The organism is Halegenticoccus tardaugens, from assembly GCF_004116405.1.
Lineage (GTDB): Archaea > Halobacteriota > Halobacteria > Halobacteriales > Haloferacaceae > Halegenticoccus > Halegenticoccus tardaugens.
In genome coordinates this window covers 433,310-453,750 of record NZ_SDIC01000003.1, presented here as the reverse complement: position 1 = coordinate 453,750, position 20,441 = coordinate 433,310, and the positions used below count along the sequence as shown (strand labels likewise).

The window sequence follows — 20,441 nt, the reverse complement described above, 5'->3', positions numbered from 1 at the left end:
TCGACTCCCGCGGCCGCGGCGTTCGCCGCGGCTCTCGGGCCGCCCGTGGCACACACCCACAAAGGTATTCGACGTCGGCGTCGAACCTCGGCGTACGGCATGCAACTCAGCAGTCCAGCGTTCGCCGACGGGGAGGCGATCCCGCGGCGACACGGCTATCGGGAGGAGAACGTGAACCCGCCGCTGCGCATCGAGGGGGTCCCCGACGGGACCGCGTCGCTCGTCCTCGTGGTCGACGACCCGGACGCGAAGGACCCGGCGGGGAAGGTGTGGGACCACTGGGTGGTCTGGAACGTCGACCCGGACGTGGAGGAGATCCCCGAAGCGTGGGCGGTCGAGGCGGCCGTCGAGGGGCGCACGGATTACGGCGAGACGGGCTACGGCGGACCGAATCCGCCGGACAGAGAGCACGCGTACCGGTTCCGGCTGTACGCGCTCGACACCCGGCTCCCGCTCGAAACGGGGTCGACGAAGGCCGAGGTTCAGGCGGCGATGGACGGCCACGTGCTCGCGGAGGCGGCGCTGACGGGGACGTACGCGCCGGGGTGAGCGATCGCAGTGGAGCGCCGCCGCCGTGAACCGCCGGCGAGGATCGGACGGAGCGGCCGCCGTCGGGCGGCCACAGCGCCTACTTGCGTCGAAGGCGATCGTGGCGGTATGGTGGAAAAAGACCTCGGACGGGCGACCATCGCGTACGAAGATCCGGACGACGGCACCGTCGAGCGAACGGTGCAGAACGAGCACGTCGCCTACTTCCAGGAGCACTGGATCGTCAAGGCCGGCGAGGACGAGCGGGGCCGCGACCTCGTCCGTCGAATCCCTCACCAGCGAGTCTACTACGTCGAGCGATCCGTCGAGGCGTTCGAGGAGGAGGTCAAAACGCTCCGGGACCAGGTCCAGTCGGTCGCCGACGGACTGCGGTCGAAGCTGCTCGGCGGCGAGAGCCGAGAGGAGAGGGACGTCCAACGCATCGACGTGGAGAGCGGCGACCCCGCCGACGGCGGGAGTCGAAACGCCTGACGCGACGCTGCGGGCCGCCTTCGAAAGGCCGCGTCGAGCCGACCGTTCACGCGACCAACAGCACCGAGCCGTCGTCACGGCGGTCCAGATCGAGGTCGTAGCCGAAGGCTTCGACGACCTCGCGGTTCGTTCGGACGTGGTCCGTCACCTCCGGAATCCGGACCGCGCCGCCGCCGAGCGCGAGGAACGCCAGCAACTGGTCCGCGAGGTGGACGTCGACGGCGCCGGGTCCGGCGTCGAACGTCAGAAACCGTTTGACGGCCCGATCCGCGACGGTCTCCGAGGGAACGCCGCGCTCGCCGAGCGCGTCGAATCCGGCGAGCGAGTTCCCGTAGACCCCGACGAGGAGGAGCGACGATCCGGGCGACCGCGTTTCGACGTACCGCGTTTCGCCGATCTCAACCGGAACGCCCCGCTCCCCGAGCCGCTCGCGGGCGCGCTCGGCCTGTCGCGTCGCGACGTCCGCTCCTTCGAGTGATTTACTCGATTTCGAGTAAATTACGACGCGGGAGAGATCCCCCCGCTCCGTCAGATCGACTCGACCGAGCGTCGACGGTTCGAGCCGGAGCGTCGCGCGTCCGCCGCCGACCGGGTAGAAGCCGACGCGATCGAGGTCGACCCCGGCGTCGAGCCCGAAACGGGAGAGGAGCGGCAGCTTGACCCGTCGGACGTACTCGACCGGCGGCGACCACTTCACGTCGGTTCCGCCGGTCGCGCGCACCCGCAGCGGCGCGGTCAGTTCGCCCGCCACCGGGAGCAGCGCGTCGAACAGCAGCGCGACGCTACCGGCGGTTCCGATGGCGACGTCGACGTCGCCGCCCCGGACCTCGCCCGGGCGGAACGTCACCTCGTCGGCCCCGAGTTCGTCGCCCTCGACCTCGGCGTCGCAGACGCGCGCGGCCGCCTCGACCGACGCGAGGTGCTGCGGCGCGAGGCCCGGATTCGGACGGGCGGCCCGTACGCCGGTCATCCGAAACGGCTCGCCCGTCGCCGCCGAGAGGCCGAGCGCCGTCCGGACCTGCTGGCCGCCGCCCGCCGAGCCGTCGAGTTCGATCATCCCGGTCGAACCGTCGACGGCGGCGGGCAAACGTCCTCCGGAGCGGCCGCCGTCGACGTCGAGGCGGCGACCGACGCTCCGCGCGCGAGGCTACCAACCATCGCCGCCCGCAGGGGACCGTCCTTCCGACCGTTCGCCGTTCTCGCGGTGCTTCTTGCGCGCCGTGAGCTGACGTTCGAGGGCGTCGCGGGCGGCGTGCAGCGCGGACCGCGCGCCGAACCCCTCGCCGGAGGCGACGAAGAGTCCGTCGTCAGTGAAGAGCCGGACGCGGACGAAGAGCAGGGGCGTCCCCCTTCGCGTCTCGTCGTGCTCGTGTAAGTGGACCTTCGCCTCGATGAGCGTCAGGTCGCCGCCCTTCCCGACGAGGCCGGCGACGAGGTCGGAAACCTCGTCGTAGTCGACGTCGCCGAGGAGACCGACGCCGACGATCTGGACGGATCGCCGGTCGGGCGATTCCATCGTGAGCGACCCGAGGAGGTCCGTCTTCGTGACGATGCCCGCGGGAGCGCCGTCGTCGGTCGTCACCACGAGCGATGACGCCTCGCGGTCGAACATCCGGTCGAGGGCGGCGTCGAGCGGTCGGTCGGTCGACACCGTCCCCACCGGGGCGGTCATCACGTCGCGCACGGGGAGGTCGAGCAGGCGGTCGGTTTCGCCCTCGCGCGCGCCGGAGCCGCCGAGCGGGCCGCCGGCGAACGGGCCCGCAGAGCCGCCGCGACTCCGGCGGACGTCGCGCGTCGCGAAGTCGACGACGTCGGTCAGGCTGACGATGCCGACGAGGGCCGAGTGCGAGCCGGCGTCGTCGTCGACGACGGGGAGGTGGGCGATCCGGTGCTCGCGGAACAGGTGGAGCGCCCGCCCGAGCGTCGCGTCGGGGGCGAGCGTCCGCAGGTCGTCGGAGTACACGTCCTCGACGGCGAGCGCGGAGAGCGACGGCTGGACCTCCCGAAGCAGGCCGTCCGCCTCGACGACGCCGCGAAGTCGGTCGCCGTCGAACGCGGGGAGCGCCATCGAGCCCGACTCGACCATCAGGCGCGCGGCCTCCCTGACGCCGGTCGTCGCCGTCGTCCGGGGGACGCGCTCGACGAGCGAGCGCACCTTGGCGTCGGGGTGACGGTGCGACGCCGCGAGCTGGCGGCGGGTGACGACCCCCTCGTAGTCGCCGTCGTCGGTGACGACGACGGCTTTGCGCGTCGGGTCCTCGAACGCACCCGCGAGCTTCGAGACGGGGGCGGCCGCGTCGAGCGTCGAAAATTCCGGTGAAACGCAGTCGGTCACGTTCATCTTACTCCACGACCGGGGGTACGAACGAGCGGGGGATCAATCGACGGCGTCGTTCCCGGGAGACGGGAACCGGCCGGCGCGGGTAAGTCGGGCGCGAGACGAGAAAGCGAGGGGAGCGAGACGGAGGTGGCGAGAGTCGAGGCGGAGGCGGCGGGAGGCGAGGCGAAGGCGGCGTACGGATCAGCCGAGGTGACGGCTGCAGGTCCCGCAGAGGTTCTCCTCCTTGACGTCGACCTCGCGCACCGTGGGGGAGAAGCTCATCACGCACTTCGAGTTGTCGCAGTGTTCGAGGCCGAACGTGTGACCGATCTCGTGGACGACCTCCTTTCGGACGCGGTCGGAGAACACCTCACGGGCGGGCTTGGTCGAGATGCCGCCGTCGGAGGAGGTCTGGAGCCGATACGTGGAGATGACGGAGCCGTTGCCGTTGAGGTACGCCAGCCCGAAGACGTAGTTGCGGCGGCGGTAGTAGAGGTCCTGCGCCGTGATGCCGATGTTCTTGTCCCCGGTGCCGGTGCGACTCGCGAGTTCGATGAACTCCTCAGCCCGGTATTGGTTGCGACCGCGATCGAACGCGCCCTCGGGGATGCTCTGCTCGTCGTGGACCGTCACGTCGACGTCGTACACGGAGCGCAGCGCCGCCGACGCCTCGCGCTTTACCTGCGCGGGGACGTCCCCGATGGGCACGATATCGACAAGCATGGAAGGCGTTAAGCGGGCGCGGCCAATAAATATCCCGACGTGGGGCGTGACACTGCGACCCGCGACGCCCTCGCGGCTCGGCTCGCGCGGTACGATCGGCTCGTCGAAGTCGGCGTCGGCCGCCGACCGGACGTCGCGGCGGCGCTCGCGGCGGCCGGGAAGTCGGTGACGGCGACGGACGTGTACGACCGACCGGTCCCCGACGGCGTTCGGTTCGTCCGCGACGACGTCGTCGCCCGAAGCGAGCGGGAAGATCCGGGGGAACGCTACCGCGTCGACGCCGTGTACGCGCTGAACCTCCCGCCCGAACTCCACCGGCCGACTCGGCGAGTCGCGCGCGCCGCCGGAGCCGACTTTCTCTTCACCACGCTCGGCCACGACGAACCGACGGTTCCCGTCCGGCGCGAGGCGGTCGGTCGCGAGACGCTGTTCGTCGCGCTCGACGGTCGATCGGGAAACCGTCGACGCCGGTGATCGGCGTCGGCGCATCGAGAGCGACGGCCGAGCCTCGCGAATCGACATCGACGACCGGCGTCGGCACATTGATATCGCCGGAGCGGTCAGCTACGGGCGTCTACCGTATGCACTCACTTCGCGCAGACGCGGTCGTCCTCGACGTCGACGGCGTCCTCGTCGACGTCGCCGACTCCTACCGCCGGGCGATCGTCGAGTCGGTCGAACGGCTCCACGGGGAGACCATCGACAGGGGGGACGTGCAGTCGTTCAAGGACGCCGGGGGGTTCAACAACGACTGGGAGCTGACGGACGCGGCGGCGCTCTTCGTCCTCGCGACCCGCGAGGGGCTGGAGCCGTCGGTCGAGGCGTTCACCGACGCGATCGCGGCGCGCGGCGGCGGCCTCGACGCCGCCCGCTCCGTCGTCGAGGAACTCCCCGAGGCCGCCCGGGCGCGCGCGTTCGACGCGTGGGACCGCGAGGCGCTCCGGGAGACGTTTCAGGCGCTCTACCTCGGCGGGGATCTCTACCGCGAACTCGAAGGCGACGAGCCGCCGTTCGAGGTCCCGGGGTACGTCCACGACGAGCCGGTGCTGGCGACGCCCGGGACGATCCGGGCGCTGACCGACCGGTTCCCCGTCGGCGTGCTCACGGGGCGGCCGGCGGCGGAGGCCGAGATCGCGCTCTCGCGCGTCGGCCTCGACGTGCCCGACGAGCGCCGGTTCACGATGGACGACTGGGACGAGGGTAAACCTCACCCGCGGGCGCTCACGACGCTCGCGGACCGGCTCGACGCCGACGCCGTCGCCTTCGTCGGCGACACGCTCGACGACGTCAGGACCGCGACGAACGCCGCAGACGCCGACCCCGATCGCGAGTACTACGGCGTCGGCGTGCTCACGGGCGGGCTCACCGGCGAGGAGGGGCGGCGCAAGTACGAGGCCGAGGGCGCGGCGGCCGTGATCGACTCCGTGAACGACCTGCCCCGCCTGCTCGAATGATCCGAAAGGGGATTCCGACGTACATCTTCACGATCCTCGCGCTGGACGCGATCGGGCTCGGGCTGGCGTCGGTGCTCGTGCCGGACGCGACCGCGCGGATGTTCGTCGTCGTCGGGGTGCTGTTCCTCGTGCCCGTGATCGCCTACTGGCTGGTCTACTTCGGCGGGTACGAGCGCCTCGGCGTCGGCGTCGGCGGCGACGACCGAAACGAAGGAGAGTGACGGGGGCAGAAGCCTCCGGTCGCGCAAAGCTTACCTCCCGACCGGCCACAGTCGAAGTATGCGAATCGCGTTGCTCGGCGGCACCGGGGACATCGGCGAGGGGCTCGCGCTCCGGTGGGCGTTCCACACGGACCACGAGGTGCTCATCGGCTCTCGCGACCCGGAGCGGGCGCGGACGAAAGCCGAGGAGTACGAGACCGAACTCGACAGCCGCGGCGTCGAGGTGTCGATCAAGGGGTTCGAAAACGGGATGGCGGCCGACCGCGCGGACGTGATCGTCCTCGCGGTGCCGCCGTACCACGTCGCCGACACGGTCGAGGCCATCGCCGACAGGCTCGACGGCGCGGACGTGCTCGTCAGCCCGGCGACGGGGATACGGCGGGACGACGCGGGCTTTCACTACCACGCGCCGAGCGCCGGCAGCGTGACGAAGCTCGCCGCGGACGCCGCCCCGGCCGACGTTCCGGTCGTCGGCGCGTTCCACAACCTCGCGGCGGGGCGGCTGGCCGACCTCGACGCGGACCTCGGGATCGACACGCTGCTCGTCGCCGACGACGAGGACGCGAAGGAGACGGTCCGGCTGCTCGCCGAGGGCATCGAGGGGCTGCGCGCGCTCGACGCGGGCGGGATCGCCAACGCGCCGGAGGTGGAGGGAATCACGCCGCTTTTGATCAACGTCGCGTCGAACAACGACGGGATGCACGACCTCGGCGTTCGATTCGAGTAACCCACGCAGAGCCGCGCCAAAAGCTGCTTTCGGTGTCGGATTGTGCGCTCAAGCGCCGGCGTCGGCGAGCGCGGCTTCGAGGTCCTCGCGCTGGGTGACGCCGACGAAGCGGTCGACGACGCCCTCCTCGTTCTCGACGATGAGCGTCGGGAGCGACCGCACCTGATACTGATTGGCGATGTCCTGCTCCTCGTCGACGTTCACCTTCTCGAAGGAGACCTCGGGGTAATCGCCCTCCAGCTCCTCCAGAATCGGGTCCTGCGTCTTGCACGGCCCGCACCAGTCCGCGTAAAAGTCTTTGAGTCGAACGGTCATTGTACCCTCTTCGGCATTGCTTACGGGCGCGCATAAGGGTTTCCCACCGGCGAGGCGGGGGGTCGACGGCGGTCGGAGCGAAACGTTTAGGAGCGAGACGGGTGGAGGGACGTGTATGAGCCGCGGACAGAACACCGGGGGCCTGATGTCGAGCGCGGGGCTCGTCCGGTACTTCGACGCCGAGGACCGAAACGCCATCCGAATCGATCCGAAGACCGTGGTCGCGTCCGGCGTCCTCTTCGGCATCGGGATCGAGATCCTGAACATCCTCGCGTTCTAGGTCGGTCTCTTTTTGTCCGGGCGGTGCCGACGGTCGGGCATGACACGCGTCGGCGTCGTCGCCGTGCAGGGGAACGTGAGCGAGCACGCCGGAGCCGTCGAGCGCGCCGCGCGCGCCGCCGACACGGAGGCCGAGGTCGTCGAGATCCGTCGGTCCGGACTCGTCCCCGACTGCGACGCGCTCGTCCTGCCCGGCGGGGAGTCGACGACGATCTCCAGGCTCCTGCGGAGCGAAGGGATGGACGACGAGATCCGCGCGCACGCCGCGGCCGAAAAGCCCGTCCTCGCGACCTGCGCCGGCCTCATCGTCGCCTCGCGCGACGCGAAGGACGAGCGCGTCGCGACGCTCGACCTCGTCGACGCGACCGTCGACCGCAACGCGTTCGGCAGGCAGAAGGACAGCTTCGAGGCGGTCGTCGACGTGACGGGGCTCGACGAGCCGTTTCCGGCGGTGTTCATCCGAGCGCCGCTCGTCGACGAGGTCGGCGACGCGACGGTGCTCGCGCGGTGGGGGGACGCGCCCGTCGTCGTCCGCGACGGCCCCGTCGTCGGCACGTCCTTCCACCCGGAGCTGACGCCCGACGACCGCATCCACCGGCTGGCCCTCTTCGAGTAGCCGCCGAAGGTCCGAAGCCCGTGGGGGACGAAACCCGCGGGAACAGAAGGCCCGTGGGAACCGCAGGCGCGAGCGCGATCCTCGGCCGCGGACGGAGACGTTTTTCCGTCCGCCCTTCGACGGAGGAGGTATGAGCGACCGAGAGCCGCCCGCGGACGGCGAGGCGACGGACGGCGGGGGGACGAACGGCGGATCGGCGGACGACGTTCTCGACGAGCTGTTCGCGCTCGTCGAATCGCGCAGGGCGGAACTACCCGAGGGTTCGTACACGACCTCGCTTTTCACCCACGAGAAGGGCGAGAACGCCGTCCTGGAGAAGCTCGGAGAGGAGACGACGGAGCTGATTTTGGCCGCGAAGGACGACGACGACGCCGAGATCAGAGCCGAGAGCGCGGACCTCGTCTACCACCTGTTCGTCCTGCTCGCGGCGAAGGGCGTGACCCTCGACGACCTCCGGGGAGAACTCGACGCGCGCTTCGGCGGGCGCTGAGGATCGCCATTCGGGCGGCGCGTCGCGTCGCCGCACCGTCTCGCAACCGTTATACCGGCGGCCGGGCAAATCCGCCGTATGCCGAGTTTCGATCCCGCGGTCGACCGGACGCTCGAAAAGCAGATCTGCATGCGCTGTAACGCCCGCAATCCGAAGCGGGCGACCAGCTGCCGCAAGTGCGGGTACAAGCACCTCCGCCCGAAGTCCAAGGAGCCGCGCAACGCCTAACTCGGTTCTCCGTTCTTCTCGCGGCGCAACGACGCGACGAGCACGGCCAAGAGCCCGAGCTGGACCAGCTTGTCCGCGATACCGACCGGCGAGAGCACGTTCGGCCAGTTCAGCGCGACGTACGCGACGATCTGGACGCCGACGAAGGGGATGCCGGCGAGGAGGAGACGGCGACGGTCGTACCCCGCCGCCAGCAGGGCGATTCCGCCGAAGAAGCCCAGTCCGGCGAGGACGAAGCTGATCGCCAGCGGACTGGGAAGGTTTGCGACGCCCAGCGCGAGGTGGACGATCCCCGTCACCGCGGCGAGCGCGACGCCGACGTAGTCGAGTCGGGTGAGCGATCCCGTACCGAATCCGCGCTTTCGTGCGTTCACGTTCGACCTCGTCGCATCCGAACCGGTTGCCATGCGAACGGTACGGCCCGCGAGGGCATAACCCTCGCCGCGTTCACCCCTCGTCGGGGTACTTCGGCTCGCGGCGCTCCGCGCGCGCCAGCGCCCGCTCGACGACGTCGCGGACGGATTCGTCCTCGGTCGCGCGGTAGACGTCGCCGTGGCCGGCGTACATCGCGGTCACCGAATCGGGGAGCCGGTCGAGGAGCGCGGCGATGCTCTCGATGAGCCGCTCGCGGGACTGTCCCGGCATGTCCGTCCGACCGAAGCTTCCGTCGGAGAACGCGGCGTCGTTGTAGACGACGACGTCGCCGCTGAACAGCGCCTCGTCGCTCACGAGCGAGACGTGGTCGGCGGCGTGCCCCGGCGTGTAGACGACCTCGTAGTCGTCGTCGCCCATCCGAACCGTATCGCCGTCCATCAGTTCGTGCGTCCGACGAGGACGGTCGCCGTACGCGTACAGGTCGGGGTCGAACGCGTCGAGGACGGCGTCGAGTTCGCCGACGTGGTCGGCGTGCTGGTGGGTGAGAACGACCGCGTCGAGCTCCTCCGTGTGCTCCGCGACGACGTCCGCGACGCCGGGCATCGTCCCGGCGTCGACCAGCGTCGGTCGCTCGCCGGGGACGAGGTACGCGTTGCAGGTGAACTGCTCCGCGTCCGCGGTCACGACAATGGGGTCCATAGCCGTAGCGAGGGGGCGAGCGGTGAAAAAATCGCGGACGCCGGAGGATATCACCGAGCAAGTGACACCGTGATGACACTGCGTCGGATTTTTCAGTCCCGGTCCACAACGTACACGCGTATGGGATTCGGGAGCTACGACGAGTCCGAACAGGAGCGCCAGGAGTACAGCGCGGATCTCGACGAGAACGACGGCGTCGCGACCGGCGAGAGCGAGCATCGGGGGAGCGTCGAGTTCGAGATCGGTGCGTCGAACGACGAACTCCTCGACCGCCTCAAGGACATAAAGGAGCGGTGAGGTGAAGCCCGGGGCCAGGGCGCTGGGCGTGGCCGCGTCCGACGCGACGGACCGGAGCGCGCTGGCCGGGGCGCTCGTCCGGGCCGACCGGGTCGTCGACGGCTTCGCCTTCGGGTCCTGCACCGTCGGCGGAACCGACGCGACCGAGTCGATCCGAACGCTTTTTCAGGAGTTGGATCGCGAGGACGTACGCTACCTCTTCGTGTCCGGCGTCGCCCCGGCGTGGTTCAACGTCGTCGACCTCCGCGCGATCGCCGCGGCCGCGGCGCGCCCCGTCCTGTCCGTCTCGTTCGAACCGAGTTCCGGGCTCGAACCGGCGCTGCGCGAGCACTTTTCCGGCGACGAACTCGATCGGCGGCTGGAGACGTATCTGGCACAGCCGCCGCGCCGGCGGATCGACGTGAACGGCGAGGTGCGCTTCGTCCGCGCCGTCGGTCTCGACGAGGACGATGCGGCGCGTGTCGTGCGGGCGTTCACCCCCGAGGGAGGTCGACCGGAGCCGCTGCGCGTGGCGCGGCTCGCGGCGCGGGCGGCGCGGGGATGGGTCGCCGACGAACCGAGGGCGGAACGTTAAGCCGCTGCCGCCCGGACGCCCCCACATGGGAACCATGGAGGGCCTCCGCGTGCTGGAGTGCGAGCGCTGTCCGGCGCTGGTCGACGGCCGGAGCCAAATTGTCAACGGAACGGGCCCCGAAGACGCCGACTTGCTGTTCGTCGGCGAGGGGCCGGGCGAGAGCGAGGACAGGCAGGGCGAGCCGTTCGTCGGCCGCTCGGGGTCCGTGCTCGACGACGCGCTGCGCGACGTCGGACTCTCTCGGGCGGACGTTCGCATCACCAACTGCGTTCGCTGTCGGCCGCCGGGGAACCGCGATCCGACGAAGGAGGAGCTGAACAACTGCCGCGGCTACCTCGAACGCGAGATCGACCTCGTCGAGCCCGACCTGATCGTCACGCTCGGAAAGGTGCCGGGCGAACACCTCCTCGACCGATCCGTCGCGGTGACGAAGGAGGCGGGCGACGTGGTCGACGCCCGCCTCGGCGGCGCGTCCCGGCGGGTGCTCATTTCGGTCCACCCGGCGGCGACGCTGTACGACCGGAGCCAGGCCGAGACGTTCGAGGACGCGATCCGCCGCGCGGCGGAGATCGCGGGAGCGACCGAGGGCGACGGCGGCCAGTCGTCGCTCGGCGACTACTGATGAGGCGACTCGCGGTTCCCGCTGCCCGAACGGAAAGCGACTTGCCCGGTCGTCCCCCAGTGTCGGTATGAGCACGACCACGCCGCCAGAGCGGGCGCTCGCCGAGGTCGTCGTCGTCGACTACGGACTCGGCAACCTTCGGAGCGCCACGCGCGGACTCGAACGCGCCGGCGCGAACGTGACGATCACGGACGACCCCGAGACGTTCGCCGAGGCCGACGGCATCGTCCTCCCCGGCGTCGGGGCGTTCAGCGAGGGGATGGAGAACGCCGGCCCGTTCCGCGACGCGCTCCGCGACGCCCGAGAGCGCGGCCAGCCGATCTTCGGGATCTGCCTCGGCATGCAGATGCTCCTCGCGTCGAGCGAGGAGGCGGAGCGCGCCGGCGAGGGTGAGGTCGAGGGGCTGAACTTCGTCCCCGGGCGAAACGTCCGGTTCGCGCAGGGACAGAAGGTTCCGCACATGGGCTGGAACCGGCTGCACGTCGAGCGCGAGCACCCGCTCGTCGAGGGGGTCGACGGCGAGTACGCCTACTTCGTCCACTCGTACTACGCGGTTCCGGAGGACCGGGAAGCCGTCGTCGCCACCGCGGACTACGGGATCGACTTTCCCGCCGTGGTCGCCGACGGAACGGGTACGGTCTTCGGGACGCAGTTCCACCCGGAAAAGAGCGGCGAGACGGGGCTTCGCATCCTGCGGAACTTCGTCGAGCTGTGCGCCGACGGGTGAGCGCCGACGAGTGAGCGGCGAGGCCGGCTCAGCATTTACCCCACCGACGTTGGCCGGCTCAGCGTCTACTTCGCCGGCGACCAAGGCCGGCTCAGCGTACGCCCCGCCGCACCCGACGCCCTTTTCACACCGACGGGTAAAGACGAACCCATGAGAGCGGTCACACTCGGCCCCGCGGGCACGTACTCACACCGCGCCGCCCGCGCGGTGGCGGACGAGGTGTCGTTCCGCGAGTCGGTCACGGGGATCGTCGACGCCGTCGCGGACGGGGAGTTCGAGCGCGGCGTCGTCCCTATCGAAAACAGCATCGAGGGGAGCGTCACGGAGAGCCTCGACGCGCTGGCCGGCCGCGACGTCGCCGTCGTCGCGGAGATCGTCACGCCGATCCGCCACGCGCTGCTCGCCCAGAGCGAGGATTTTTCCGTCGTCGCGAGCCACTCGCAGGCGCTCGCGCAGTGCCGGACGTACCTCGAATCGGAGTACCCGAACGTGCGCCTCGAAGCCGTCACCAGCACGGCTCGCGGGGTCGAGCGCGCCCGACAGGACCCGTCGGTGGCGGGGATCGGACATCCGGATAACGCCGAACCGGCCTCGGTCGCCGGTGAGGTAAACGCCGAACCGGCCAACGCCGGCGAAGTAAACGCCGACTCCGCGTCGGCCGACGGCGAGTTGACCATCCTCGCCGAGGACATCCAGGATCGCAGTTCGAACGCCACGCGATTTCTCGTCGTCGCGCCCGCGTCGGAGCGGTCGGAGGCGGGCGGCAAGACCTCCCTCGTCGTCTATCCGAACGCGAACTACCCCGGGCTCCTCCTCGAACTCCTGGAGGCGTTCGCCGACCGCGACATCAACCTCTCGCGGATCGAGTCGCGCCCGAGCGGCGACCGCCTCGGCGACTACCTCTTCCACATCGACTTCGAGGCGGGCCTGTACGAACCGCGCGCGAAGGAGGCCCTCGCGGACGTCGAGGAGATCGCCCGAAACGGGTGGGTCCGCCGGCTCGGCTCGTACGACACGCGCCACGTCCTCTACTGAGGCGGACCGGTTCGGGAGAGATCGGGAGAGACGACGAGGGGCATCGATCCGAACGGAAACCCGACGCAGTCGCGGAGTCTCTCGTCGGCACCAATCTTCAAGTAGCTCACGCGAGCACGGGAACGTGATGTCGGATCGCTACAACCCATTCAGGGAGATCGACGAGCTGTTCGAGCGCATGAACCGGGGGCTCGGCGAGGCCGGCCTCGGCTCGCACGACGTCTCCGTGGACGTGAGCGAGACCGACGACGCGATCGTCGTCGCGGCGGATCTCCCGGGCTACGACAAGGAGGACATCGACGTCACGATCGACGACGGGCGGCTCCGGCTCCGCGCCGAACGGGATCGCTCGGGGGAGGCGGGCGACGGTCGGTTCCTCCGCCGCGAGCGGACGCACCGAAGCGTGGCGCGGACGGTGTACGTGCCCGAGACCGTCGAGGAAGGGGAGGCGAACGCGACCTACAGGAACGGCGTGCTCACCGTCACCCTCCCGAAGCGCGACGGCTCCGACGCGGGCCGCCGCATCGACGTCGAGTGAGCGCCTGTCGAAGGGTACCGGCTGGAGAGCCTCTCGCGAGATCTGACCGCGACCGCACACCACACCGAAACGTCCATATCGGGCAGTACGAGCGCCACAGCGTGCGATTGGCTATCCAGCGTTCAAGAATATTTAATACCTCGGAAGTCGAAATAAGTTGCGGTGAACACGAGATGATGAGACGTTCCAACCCCTTCGAAGAGATCGAGCGGATGTTCGAGCGGATGAGTAAGCAGTTCGACGACATGGGTCGCGGGTGGGAGGGCGGTCCGATGGGCTCGGTGGGTTCGATGGGCGCGCACGGCGTGACCGTCGACGTCGCCGACCACGACGACGAGATCGTCGTCACGGCCGACCTCCCGGGCTTCGAGAAGGAGGACATCGACCTCACCGTCTCCGAGCGGACCCTGACCGTCCGGGCCGACCGCGAGGCGGAGGACGAGCGCGAGACCGGCGAGTTCATCCGACGCGAGCGCCGCAGTTCGTCGATGAGCCGATCCATCCGACTCCCGGAGGAGGTCGACGAGGACGGCGCGAGCGCCTCGTACAGAAACGGCGTGCTGACCGTTACGCTCCCGAAGCTCCACGCCGGCGAGGACGAAGATTCGCACCGCATCGACATCGAGTGAGGCGGGTCGGACCGATCCGAGCGCGGCGTCGACCGTCCACACCCCGGATTTTTGTGATTTCTGACCGTCGAGGGATACTCCGCGATCGCGTTTCGGAGCGCGAGAACGCCCTACGGCCGCGTGTCGGGCCGTGAGAGGGGGGAAGAATCGAAGAGCGACGCCGCCGTGTCGGCGACGACGGTTCGCCACCCACCCGGGAGGTCGCCGCCGCGCTTCGGCGGGTCGATCGGCAGCGTCACGCCCACGTACTCGACGTGGTCGAAGGTCCGCGCGACGCGCTCGCCGACGAACTCCGCGTTCTTTCCGCTTCGCGGACGCGCCGCCCGACGCGAGGGCGTAGTAGTCGGTGAAGAGGTGGCGGACGACGACCCGGCGGGCGTCGATCGCGCCTTCGGTCAGGTGGCGAAACAGCTTCGCGGCGTGCTACCGCGTGTCGCAATTTTTGCCGCGATCGAACAGACGCCGAAGTCAAGTATTGATGTATTTTAAGGCAGGACCCGCATGGGAGAGTATGGATTACGACCCGCAGGAACTGGAGCGGCGCTGGCGGGAGCGCTGGGACGAGGAGGGTCGGTACGAGGCCGATCCGGATCCTCGCGCCGGCGACGACGCCGGTGAAACCGAGCCCACGTTCATCACCGTCCCCTACCCGTACCCCAGCGGCGGGATGCACATCGGCCACGCCCGCACGTACACCGTGCCGGACGTGTACGCCCGGTATCGCCGCCAGCGGGGCGACACCGTGCTGTTCCCGATGGCGTGGCACGTCACCGGCACGCCGATCATCGGGGCCGTGGAGCGACTGAAGAAGGGCGACGCGAAGCAGCTGGAGTCGCTGAAGAGCGCGTTCAACGTCCCGGAGTCCGACCTGAAGGAGCTGGAGACGCCGATGGGGTACGCCCGGTACTTCATCGAGGAAGCGGAGTGCAGCTACAAGAAGGGGATGAAGTCCCTGGGACTGTCGATCGACTGGCGCAGGGAGTTCACCACGAACGACGAGCGCTACTCGAAGTTCATCACCTGGCAGTACGAGACGCTGAAGGAGCGCGGCCTGCTGGAGAAGGGCCTACACCCCGTCAAGTACTGCACGAACGAACGCCAGCCCGTCACGACGCACGACCTCCTGGAGGGCGAGGAGGCGGAGTTCCAGGAGTACACGCTGGTGCGGTTCACCTTCGAGCGCGACGGCGAGACGATAGTCGCGCCGATGGCGACGCTGCGCCCCGAGACCGTCTACGGCGTCACGAACGCGTACGTCGACCCCGAGGCCGAGTACGCCGTCGCGACGGTCGACGGCGAGCCGTGGTTCGTCTCCGTCGACGCGACGGAGAAGTTGCGCCTGCAGGCCCGCGAGGTCGAGATTCTGGAGGAGTTCACCGGCGAACGGCTCGTCGGCGAGCGCGTGCGGAATCCGGTCACCGGCGACGAGGTGCCGGTCCTGCCCGCCTCGTTCGTCGACCCCGACAACGCGACCGGGGTCGTGATGTCCGTGCCGGCGCACAGCCCGGACGACTACGTCGCGCTGCGGGAGGCGAAGGCGGACGCGGCGCGGATGGAGCGGTACGGCGTCGATCCGGCCGACGTGGAGGCCATCGAGCCGGTGCCGATCCTGGAGATCGACGACTACGGCGAGGTCCCCGCCCGCGACGCCGTCGAGGAGCGGGAAATCGACTCGTCGGACGATCCGCGGCTGAAGGAGGCGACGAAGGAGGTGTACAACCGCGAGTTCCACGCCGGTCGCTTGCTCGACGCGTACGGCGAGTACGCCGGCGAGGTCGTCGAGGACGTCCGGGACCGATTCCGCGAGGACCACCGCGAATCGGGCGCGTTCGACTCGATGTACGAGTTCTCGGAGGAGGTCGTCTGCCGGTGCGGCGGCGACGTCGAGGTCGCGGAGCAGGACACGTGGTTCCTGCGGTACGACGACGAGGCGTGGAAGGCGAAGGCCCACGAGGTCGTGAGCCGGATGGACGCGATCCCGGAGAACACCCGCGGCGAGTACGACCACACCGTCGACTGGCTGAACGAGTGGCCCTGCATCCGAAACTACGGGCTGGGGACTCGCCTGCCGTGGGACCCGGACTTCGTCATCGAGCCGCTGTCGGATTCGACGATCTACATGGCGTACTACACGATCGCCCACCGGCTGCGCGACGTTCCGGTCGAGGGACTGACCCGCGAGTTCTTCGACACGCTGTTCTACGGGCCCGAGGCGGTCGACGACCCCGACGAAACCGCGCTGGAGTTGCGCGAGGAGTGGGACTACTGGTACCCCGTCGACTATCGGTTCTCCGGGAACGACCTGATCTCGAACCACCTGACGTTCTACCTGTTCCACCACGCGGAACTGTTCGCCGAGCCGGAGTGGCCGCAGGGAGTCGTCATCATGGGGATGGGCCTCCTCGAGGGCCGGAAGATGTCCTCCTCGAAGGGGCACGTCGTCCTGCCGGGCGAGGCCATAGAGCGGTACGGAGCCGACACGGTCCGCTTTTTCCTCCTGAACTCGGCGGAGCCGTGGCAGGATTACGACTGGCGAACCGAGCAGGTGGGCAGCGTCCGCGACCAGCTGGAGCGCTTCTGGAACCGCGCGCAGGAACTGATCGTCGGCGATGAAGGCGAGCGGAATCTGGAGCACGTCGACCGCTGGCTGCTCTCGAAGCTCCAGTCGACCGTTCGCGAGGTCACGCAGGCGATGGAGCGCTCTGAAACCCGATCGGCGAGTCAGGCGGCCTTCTACGGCTTCGAAGAGCACCTGCGGTGGTACCGCCGCCGGGCGAATCTGGACCGGCCGGGCGCGCGGTGGACGATGCGAACGGTGCTGGAGACGCGGTTGCGCTTGCTCGCCCCGTTCGTCCCGTTCATCGCGAACGAGCTGCACGAACGGCTGACCGGCACGCCGGCGGAGGACGCGCCGTGGCCCGAGCCCGATCCCGCGTTCGAGAGCGTCCGCGTGGAGGTCGAAGAGCGGCAGGTCGAGCGGCTGACCGACGACGTCCGCGACATCGTGGGCGTCACCGACACCGATCCCGAAGTGATCCGGGTGTACGTCGCCGCCGACTGGAAGCGCGAGGTGTTCGACGCGGTCGTCGACGAGGGACCCGACGTCGGCGCGGTCATGGGGACCGTGATGGGGAACCCCGACCTGCGCGAGCGGGGCGACGAGGTGAACCGGTTGGTGCAGGATCTGGTCGACGTGGTCCGCGGGCGCGACGAGGACGCGCTGGCCGCGATGGCGAGCGTGGACGAATCTGCGGTGTACGACGAGGCGGCGGCGTTCCTCGAACGCGAGTTCGACGCCGACGTCGAACTGTACGTCGAGGGCGACGACGCGTACGACCCCGCCGACCGCGCGAAGAACGCCGTCCCGTTCCGTCCGGCGATCCACATCGAGTGAGCGGAGGGCCGCGAAGGCATCGACCCGCGGCGAGAGCCTCCCCCGAAGACGGATTTCACCCGGTAGGGTGAGTCACAGATTCCGTAAGATACTGATAACTATGTATCGGGGCGTCGGACCGTCGTCCATGAGCCTCTTCGACCTCAGTGGATTTCAGCGGGATCTACTGTTCGTGATCGCGGGACACGGCAACCCCTCCGGGCAGGAGATCAAAGAGGACCTCGAAGGAAGTCTCGGCGAGGAGATCAACCACGGACGGCTGTACCCGAACCTCGACACGCTCGTCCAGAACGACTACGTCGAGAAGGGGACCATCGACCGGCGGACGAACTCGTACACGATCACGGATCAGGGTCGAGAACTCCTGCGCGAGCGCCACGAGTGGGAGAACCAGTACCTCGAAGAGGCGGCGCAGATCGACGCGTAGCGCGCGTCGCGAATCCGTTCGGATCACGTTTATCCCCGCTGCGGGCCTACGAAAGCGTATGAGCGCGAACGGAGACCAGGACCCCGGGGTGTTAGGGCGAGCGTACCGGACGGTCACGCCGCCGTACCGGAGCCGTCCCGACAGCGAGATGAACGCCATCGGCATCGCCTACGCGCTGTTGCTCGTGATCCTGATCGTGCCGCTTTTGCCGTTCATGATCATCGTCTGGCTCCTCGGAAAACTGTTCGACGCCGTCTCCGGTCGGCGGGGCGGCGAGGAGTCGTCGCCGTAGCGAAAGCGGGGGGCGAAAATCGAAGCGGGGAGGCGATCAGCCGTCCAGGCCGAGCAGATCGAAGGGATACCCGTTGTCGTTCTCGTCGGCGTGTTCGTAGACGACGTGCGCCGCCGCGACGTCCTGGATCGCGAGCCCCGTCGAGTCGAACACCGTGATCCCGTCGTCTGCGGTCCGCCCCTCTTTCTTGCCGACGACGATCTCGCCGATCGCGCCGTAGATGTCCTCGTCCCCGAGCGTCCCCTGGCGGTACGGGACGTTGATCTCGCCCGAGTGGGTCGTCTGGTCGTAGTCGTCGATGACGAGCTTGGCGTCGAGGAGAACCTCGTCTCCGAGTTCGTGTTTGCCCTCGGCGTCGGCGCCCATCGCGTTGACGTGGGTGTGGTCGCCGACGGCATCGCGCGGGACGATCGGCTCCTCCACGGGGGTTACGGTCGAAAGCACGTCGCAGGAGGCGGCCTCCTCGATCGAACCGCCGCGCACGTCGAATCGGTCCCCGAAGCGGTCGACGAACGCGGCGACGCGCGCCTCGTCGAGATCGGATATCACGACCTCCTCGATCGGTCGGATGGCGGAGATCGCCTCCAGTTGCGTGTACGACTGGACGCCCGCGCCGACGATCCCCATGCTCGTCGCGTCCTCGACGGCGAGGTGGTCCGTGGCGACCGCGGCGGCCGCGCCGGTGCGCTGCATCGTCAGCTCCGTCCCGTCGAGGATCGCGAGCGGGAAGGCGTTCTTGGGGTCGGAGTAGATCATCGTCCCCATCACGGTGGGAAGGTCGTAGGCGGCGCGGTTGTCGGTGTGGACGTTCACCCACTTGATCCCGGCGGCGTCCCAGCCGTCGGCCTCCAGGTAGGCGGGCATCGAGCGGAAGTCGCCGTTGTACTGCGGCAGGTCGATGTAGGACTTCGGCGGCATCTGCGCGTCGCCGCGTTCGTAGGCGGCGAACGCATCCTCGATCGCGGGGATCAACTCCGCCATCGGTGCGTTCTCGCGGACGGCCGCGCTGTTCAACAACAGGGTCTGCATGGCCGCAAATTTTGCTGGCGCGTATTTAGTTCATGCTGATCGGACGGCCCCGTCGCTCGCGGTCGGCTGCGCGGGGCGTACGCTCTCGCTACGTGCGGTACGCTCCGAAAAAACCGCCGGGCTGTGACGGAACGGGAGAGCGCGTGCGCCCGTTCGCGTCGCGTCATGCCGGCGTCGCGTTCAGTTGTTAGCGGCCAGCGCGTCCTGGATCTGCTCCAGGGCGTCGATGAGCTGGTCGATCAGCGAGACCGCCCTGTCACCGGACAGGAAGTCCCGCAGGTCCTCGAGGAGGTTGATGAGCCGGTCGAGGAGCGAGATCGCTTCCTCGCGGTCCTCGGGGTCTTCCGGCATGTCGTCCTCGTCGGGCATCTCATCTTCGTCCGGCATCTCGTCCTCGTCCGGCATGTCGTCCTCGTCGGGCATCTCGTCCTCATCAGGCATCTCACCGTCGCCGGCTATCGCGTCCTGAATCTGCTCGAGAAGCGCGATGAACTGGTCGATGAGGTCGGCGAGTTCACCGGACGAGACGAACTCTCGGAGATCCTCGAGGAGGTCGATGAGCCGGTCAAGGAGGTTGACGAGTTCCTCACGGTCCTCGGGGTCCTCCGGCACTTCGGGTTCCTCGGGCTCTTCAGGCTCCTCGGGCTCTTCAGGCTCCTCGGGCTCCTCCGGCGGGCACGGCTCCTCGGGCTCCTCCGGTTCCTCTTCCTGCTCCTCTGTCACCTCGAACGACTTCTCGTTGGAGGAGAACGCGACGTCGTCGCCGGTGTCGACGCCGAGCTGGGCGGAGTAGGCGCCCTCGTCGAACGCATCAGCCGACGCGGTGATCGCGTACTCGAAGGCGGGGCCGTCCTCGACGTACTCGCCGTAGGTGAACTCGTAGCTCTCGTCCGTCCGCTCGTCGGTGGCGGAGTCGGTGGCGAGTCCGTCAGTGCTGACGGGCTCGATCTCCAGCGTCTCTTCGAGGCGGTCGACGTCGATCGAGTCGCTGTCGCCCTCCGTGTCGAGCACGCTTCCGTCAGGTGCGAAGTACACCGTCACCTGGTCGTCTTCGTCACCGTCGTCGGGGGTGAACGTGATCGCGAACCGCTCGATCGGGATCCGTTCACCGTCTTGGAACTCCACCGTCGAGTTCAACTCGACGGATTCGGACTGTTGTACCTCGTCGGGGCCGTCGACCGTGGTCAGAACGGCCGCCGCGGGCTGTGCCATCACGAACACGCTGAGCACGACGCAGATCGTGAGTAGGACGCTCGTAATACGCTTCTTATTTCCCATTATTCGTTTAAGTATTTAATATCTTATCGGGCGATACAATGTGTGAAATGAAACTCAGGAATAAAATACTTTCTTCAAGAATAATTAAAAATATTCTAAAGCAGTTATTGCAATAGTTATTTCTGATTATAG

30 protein-coding genes are annotated in these 20,441 nt (G+C 68.7%); 21 read left to right on the top strand and 9 right to left on the bottom strand.

The annotated features are described in order from the left end of the window. Positions 1-99 precede the first annotated feature (99 nt). Together C3L37_RS09975 and C3L37_RS09970 are read left to right on the top strand one after the other, a co-directional pair. Positions 100-549, top strand: a complete 450-nt coding sequence (locus C3L37_RS09975) for a YbhB/YbcL family Raf kinase inhibitor-like protein (protein WP_129114458.1) — start codon at positions 100-102, stop codon at positions 547-549. 108 nt (positions 550-657) lie between these two features. Then, positions 658-1,020, top strand: coding sequence for a hypothetical protein (locus C3L37_RS09970; protein ID WP_129114457.1), 363 nt, complete (start codon positions 658-660; stop codon positions 1,018-1,020). Between the two features lie 46 nt (positions 1,021-1,066). Here the strand turns inward: C3L37_RS09970 and rtcA are convergent, their stop codons facing one another. The 3 genes from rtcA to C3L37_RS09955 form a co-directional block, all read right to left on the bottom strand. Beyond that, positions 1,067-2,107, bottom strand: a complete 1,041-nt coding sequence (gene rtcA / locus C3L37_RS09965; protein ID WP_323740461.1) for an RNA 3'-terminal phosphate cyclase — start codon at positions 2,105-2,107, stop codon at positions 1,067-1,069. 60 nt (positions 2,108-2,167) lie between these two features. Next, a complete protein-coding gene (locus C3L37_RS09960) occupies positions 2,168-3,361 on the bottom strand; it encodes a CBS domain-containing protein (protein WP_129114456.1) in 1,194 nt (397 codons plus the stop codon). 180 nt (positions 3,362-3,541) lie between these two features. Then, the gene (locus C3L37_RS09955; protein ID WP_129114455.1) at positions 3,542-4,063 is read right to left on the bottom strand and encodes an archaemetzincin family Zn-dependent metalloprotease; all 522 of its coding nucleotides are present in this window, start codon (positions 4,061-4,063) and stop codon (positions 3,542-3,544) included. 39 nt (positions 4,064-4,102) lie between these two features. On the opposite strand from C3L37_RS09955, the gene C3L37_RS09950 reads away from it, so the two are divergent. The 4 genes from C3L37_RS09950 (at position 4,103) to npdG (ending at position 6,465) form a co-directional block, all read left to right on the top strand. Beyond that, a complete protein-coding gene (locus tag C3L37_RS09950; RefSeq protein WP_129114454.1) occupies positions 4,103-4,537 on the top strand; it encodes a UPF0146 family protein in 435 nt (144 codons plus the stop codon). Between the two features lie 107 nt (positions 4,538-4,644). Next, complete coding sequence (locus C3L37_RS09945; protein ID WP_129114453.1) at positions 4,645-5,517, top strand: TIGR01548 family HAD-type hydrolase; 873 nt, start codon at positions 4,645-4,647, stop codon at positions 5,515-5,517. Then, the gene (locus C3L37_RS09940) at positions 5,514-5,738 is read left to right on the top strand and encodes a DUF7534 family protein (RefSeq protein WP_129114452.1); all 225 of its coding nucleotides are present in this window, start codon (positions 5,514-5,516) and stop codon (positions 5,736-5,738) included. Before C3L37_RS09945 ends, C3L37_RS09940 begins: the two co-directional genes overlap by 4 nt. A gap of 58 nt (positions 5,739-5,796) precedes the next feature. Then, positions 5,797-6,465, top strand: a complete 669-nt coding sequence (npdG, locus tag C3L37_RS09935; RefSeq protein ID WP_129114451.1) for an NADPH-dependent F420 reductase — start codon at positions 5,797-5,799, stop codon at positions 6,463-6,465. Between the two features lie 48 nt (positions 6,466-6,513). Here the strand turns inward: npdG and C3L37_RS09930 are convergent, their stop codons facing one another. Beyond that, positions 6,514-6,780, bottom strand: coding sequence for a thioredoxin family protein (locus tag C3L37_RS09930; protein ID WP_129114450.1), 267 nt, complete (start codon positions 6,778-6,780; stop codon positions 6,514-6,516). 115 nt (positions 6,781-6,895) lie between these two features. Between C3L37_RS09930 and C3L37_RS09925 the strand changes: the two genes are divergently transcribed. From C3L37_RS09925 to C3L37_RS09910, 4 genes are all read left to right on the top strand, one after another. Further along, entirely contained in the window at positions 6,896-7,060 is a 165-nt protein-coding gene (locus tag C3L37_RS09925; protein ID WP_129114449.1) for a preprotein translocase subunit Sec61beta, read from the top strand. A 39-nt stretch (positions 7,061-7,099) separates the two neighbouring features. Then, positions 7,100-7,675, top strand: coding sequence for a pyridoxal 5'-phosphate synthase glutaminase subunit PdxT (pdxT, locus tag C3L37_RS09920; protein WP_129114448.1), 576 nt, complete (start codon positions 7,100-7,102; stop codon positions 7,673-7,675). 130 nt (positions 7,676-7,805) lie between these two features. Beyond that, on the top strand, positions 7,806-8,165 hold the full coding sequence (gene hisE / locus C3L37_RS09915; RefSeq protein ID WP_129114447.1) for a phosphoribosyl-ATP diphosphatase: 360 nt from the start codon (positions 7,806-7,808) through the stop codon (positions 8,163-8,165). A gap of 78 nt (positions 8,166-8,243) precedes the next feature. Further along, positions 8,244-8,393 (top strand): 50S ribosomal protein L40e, encoded by a 150-nt coding sequence (locus tag C3L37_RS09910; RefSeq protein WP_129114446.1) that lies wholly within the window; start codon positions 8,244-8,246, stop codon positions 8,391-8,393. On the opposite strand, the gene C3L37_RS09905 is transcribed toward C3L37_RS09910, so the two are convergent. After that, positions 8,390-8,800 (bottom strand): DUF7475 family protein, encoded by a 411-nt coding sequence (locus C3L37_RS09905; RefSeq protein ID WP_228546190.1) that lies wholly within the window; start codon positions 8,798-8,800, stop codon positions 8,390-8,392. The two genes, C3L37_RS09910 and C3L37_RS09905, sit on opposite strands and share 4 nt — an antisense overlap. Positions 8,801-8,840: 40 nt before the next feature. Then, positions 8,841-9,467, bottom strand: a complete 627-nt coding sequence (locus C3L37_RS09900) for an MBL fold metallo-hydrolase (RefSeq protein ID WP_129114445.1) — start codon at positions 9,465-9,467, stop codon at positions 8,841-8,843. Between the two features lie 120 nt (positions 9,468-9,587). On the opposite strand from C3L37_RS09900, the gene C3L37_RS09895 reads away from it, so the two are divergent. The 7 genes from C3L37_RS09895 (at position 9,588) to hsp14 (ending at position 13,889) form a co-directional block, all read left to right on the top strand. After that, entirely contained in the window at positions 9,588-9,764 is a 177-nt protein-coding gene (locus tag C3L37_RS09895) for a DUF5786 family protein (RefSeq protein ID WP_129114444.1), read from the top strand. Between the two features lies 1 nt (position 9,765). Continuing rightward, positions 9,766-10,338, top strand: coding sequence for an endonuclease dU (locus C3L37_RS09890; RefSeq protein WP_129114443.1), 573 nt, complete (start codon positions 9,766-9,768; stop codon positions 10,336-10,338). Between the two features lie 25 nt (positions 10,339-10,363). Then, positions 10,364-10,960 (top strand): uracil-DNA glycosylase, encoded by a 597-nt coding sequence (locus C3L37_RS09885; RefSeq protein ID WP_129114442.1) that lies wholly within the window; start codon positions 10,364-10,366, stop codon positions 10,958-10,960. Between the two features lie 67 nt (positions 10,961-11,027). Next, the gene (gene hisH / locus C3L37_RS09880) at positions 11,028-11,687 is read left to right on the top strand and encodes an imidazole glycerol phosphate synthase subunit HisH (protein ID WP_129114441.1); all 660 of its coding nucleotides are present in this window, start codon (positions 11,028-11,030) and stop codon (positions 11,685-11,687) included. 150 nt (positions 11,688-11,837) lie between these two features. Further along, positions 11,838-12,722 (top strand): prephenate dehydratase, encoded by an 885-nt coding sequence (locus C3L37_RS09875; RefSeq protein WP_129114440.1) that lies wholly within the window; start codon positions 11,838-11,840, stop codon positions 12,720-12,722. Positions 12,723-12,849: 127 nt separating this feature from the next. Then, a complete protein-coding gene (locus C3L37_RS09870; protein ID WP_129114439.1) occupies positions 12,850-13,260 on the top strand; it encodes an Hsp20/alpha crystallin family protein in 411 nt (136 codons plus the stop codon). 173 nt (positions 13,261-13,433) lie between these two features. Continuing rightward, on the top strand, positions 13,434-13,889 hold the full coding sequence (hsp14, locus tag C3L37_RS09865) for an archaeal heat shock protein Hsp14 (RefSeq protein ID WP_129114438.1): 456 nt from the start codon (positions 13,434-13,436) through the stop codon (positions 13,887-13,889). A gap of 110 nt (positions 13,890-13,999) precedes the next feature. On the opposite strand, the gene C3L37_RS25300 is transcribed toward hsp14, so the two are convergent. Continuing rightward, complete coding sequence (locus C3L37_RS25300; protein ID WP_267195312.1) at positions 14,000-14,128, bottom strand: hypothetical protein; 129 nt, start codon at positions 14,126-14,128, stop codon at positions 14,000-14,002. A 115-nt stretch (positions 14,129-14,243) separates the two neighbouring features. On the opposite strand from C3L37_RS25300, the gene C3L37_RS25295 reads away from it, so the two are divergent. The 4 genes from C3L37_RS25295 (at position 14,244) to C3L37_RS09850 (ending at position 18,002) form a co-directional block, all read left to right on the top strand. Beyond that, positions 14,244-14,378, top strand: coding sequence for a hypothetical protein (locus tag C3L37_RS25295; protein ID WP_267195311.1), 135 nt, complete (start codon positions 14,244-14,246; stop codon positions 14,376-14,378). Positions 14,379-14,400: 22 nt separating this feature from the next. Further along, complete coding sequence (gene leuS, locus C3L37_RS09860; protein ID WP_129114437.1) at positions 14,401-17,283, top strand: leucine--tRNA ligase; 2,883 nt, start codon at positions 14,401-14,403, stop codon at positions 17,281-17,283. A gap of 127 nt (positions 17,284-17,410) precedes the next feature. Then, on the top strand, positions 17,411-17,710 hold the full coding sequence (locus C3L37_RS09855) for a PadR family transcriptional regulator (protein ID WP_129114436.1): 300 nt from the start codon (positions 17,411-17,413) through the stop codon (positions 17,708-17,710). A gap of 58 nt (positions 17,711-17,768) precedes the next feature. After that, the gene (locus C3L37_RS09850) at positions 17,769-18,002 is read left to right on the top strand and encodes a DUF7535 family protein (RefSeq protein WP_129114435.1); all 234 of its coding nucleotides are present in this window, start codon (positions 17,769-17,771) and stop codon (positions 18,000-18,002) included. 36 nt (positions 18,003-18,038) lie between these two features. Here C3L37_RS09850 and C3L37_RS09845 read toward each other — a convergent pair whose 3' ends face one another. Both C3L37_RS09845 and C3L37_RS09840 read right to left on the bottom strand, forming a co-directional pair. Then, positions 18,039-19,031, bottom strand: a complete 993-nt coding sequence (locus C3L37_RS09845) for an ornithine cyclodeaminase family protein (protein WP_129114434.1) — start codon at positions 19,029-19,031, stop codon at positions 18,039-18,041. A 180-nt stretch (positions 19,032-19,211) separates the two neighbouring features. After that, positions 19,212-20,309, bottom strand: a complete 1,098-nt coding sequence (locus tag C3L37_RS09840) for a hypothetical protein (protein ID WP_129114433.1) — start codon at positions 20,307-20,309, stop codon at positions 19,212-19,214. Positions 20,310-20,441 lie beyond the last annotated feature (132 nt).

What these genes read in the sequence shown, in the direction of transcription:
- C3L37_RS09975 (WP_129114458.1), top strand. Translation starts at nt 100, where the DNA reads ATGCAACTCAGCAGTCCAGCGTTCGCCGACGGGGAGGCGATCCCGCGG.
- C3L37_RS09970 (WP_129114457.1), top strand. Translation starts at nt 658, where the DNA reads ATGGTGGAAAAAGACCTCGGACGGGCGACCATCGCGTACGAAGATCCG.
- C3L37_RS09960 (WP_129114456.1), bottom strand. Translation starts at nt 3,361, where the DNA reads ATGAACGTGACCGACTGCGTTTCACCGGAATTTTCGACGCTCGACGCG.
- C3L37_RS09955 (WP_129114455.1), bottom strand. Translation starts at nt 4,063, where the DNA reads ATGCTTGTCGATATCGTGCCCATCGGGGACGTCCCCGCGCAGGTAAAG.
- C3L37_RS09945 (WP_129114453.1), top strand. Translation starts at nt 4,645, where the DNA reads ATGCACTCACTTCGCGCAGACGCGGTCGTCCTCGACGTCGACGGCGTC.
- C3L37_RS09940 (WP_129114452.1), top strand. Translation starts at nt 5,514, where the DNA reads ATGATCCGAAAGGGGATTCCGACGTACATCTTCACGATCCTCGCGCTG.
- npdG (WP_129114451.1), top strand. Translation starts at nt 5,797, where the DNA reads ATGCGAATCGCGTTGCTCGGCGGCACCGGGGACATCGGCGAGGGGCTC.
- C3L37_RS09930 (WP_129114450.1), bottom strand. Translation starts at nt 6,780, where the DNA reads ATGACCGTTCGACTCAAAGACTTTTACGCGGACTGGTGCGGGCCGTGC.
- C3L37_RS09925 (WP_129114449.1), top strand. Translation starts at nt 6,896, where the DNA reads ATGAGCCGCGGACAGAACACCGGGGGCCTGATGTCGAGCGCGGGGCTC.
- pdxT (WP_129114448.1), top strand. Translation starts at nt 7,100, where the DNA reads ATGACACGCGTCGGCGTCGTCGCCGTGCAGGGGAACGTGAGCGAGCAC.
- hisE (WP_129114447.1), top strand. Translation starts at nt 7,806, where the DNA reads ATGAGCGACCGAGAGCCGCCCGCGGACGGCGAGGCGACGGACGGCGGG.
- C3L37_RS09910 (WP_129114446.1), top strand. Translation starts at nt 8,244, where the DNA reads ATGCCGAGTTTCGATCCCGCGGTCGACCGGACGCTCGAAAAGCAGATC.
- C3L37_RS09905 (WP_228546190.1), bottom strand. Translation starts at nt 8,800, where the DNA reads ATGGCAACCGGTTCGGATGCGACGAGGTCGAACGTGAACGCACGAAAG.
- C3L37_RS09900 (WP_129114445.1), bottom strand. Translation starts at nt 9,467, where the DNA reads ATGGACCCCATTGTCGTGACCGCGGACGCGGAGCAGTTCACCTGCAAC.
- C3L37_RS09895 (WP_129114444.1), top strand. Translation starts at nt 9,588, where the DNA reads ATGGGATTCGGGAGCTACGACGAGTCCGAACAGGAGCGCCAGGAGTAC.
- C3L37_RS09885 (WP_129114442.1), top strand. Translation starts at nt 10,364, where the DNA reads ATGGGAACCATGGAGGGCCTCCGCGTGCTGGAGTGCGAGCGCTGTCCG.
- hisH (WP_129114441.1), top strand. Translation starts at nt 11,028, where the DNA reads ATGAGCACGACCACGCCGCCAGAGCGGGCGCTCGCCGAGGTCGTCGTC.
- C3L37_RS09875 (WP_129114440.1), top strand. Translation starts at nt 11,838, where the DNA reads ATGAGAGCGGTCACACTCGGCCCCGCGGGCACGTACTCACACCGCGCC.
- C3L37_RS09870 (WP_129114439.1), top strand. Translation starts at nt 12,850, where the DNA reads ATGTCGGATCGCTACAACCCATTCAGGGAGATCGACGAGCTGTTCGAG.
- hsp14 (WP_129114438.1), top strand. Translation starts at nt 13,434, where the DNA reads ATGATGAGACGTTCCAACCCCTTCGAAGAGATCGAGCGGATGTTCGAG.
- leuS (WP_129114437.1), top strand. Translation starts at nt 14,401, where the DNA reads ATGGATTACGACCCGCAGGAACTGGAGCGGCGCTGGCGGGAGCGCTGG.
- C3L37_RS09855 (WP_129114436.1), top strand. Translation starts at nt 17,411, where the DNA reads ATGAGCCTCTTCGACCTCAGTGGATTTCAGCGGGATCTACTGTTCGTG.
- C3L37_RS09850 (WP_129114435.1), top strand. Translation starts at nt 17,769, where the DNA reads ATGAGCGCGAACGGAGACCAGGACCCCGGGGTGTTAGGGCGAGCGTAC.
- C3L37_RS09845 (WP_129114434.1), bottom strand. Translation starts at nt 19,031, where the DNA reads ATGCAGACCCTGTTGTTGAACAGCGCGGCCGTCCGCGAGAACGCACCG.
- C3L37_RS09840 (WP_129114433.1), bottom strand. Translation starts at nt 20,309, where the DNA reads ATGGGAAATAAGAAGCGTATTACGAGCGTCCTACTCACGATCTGCGTC.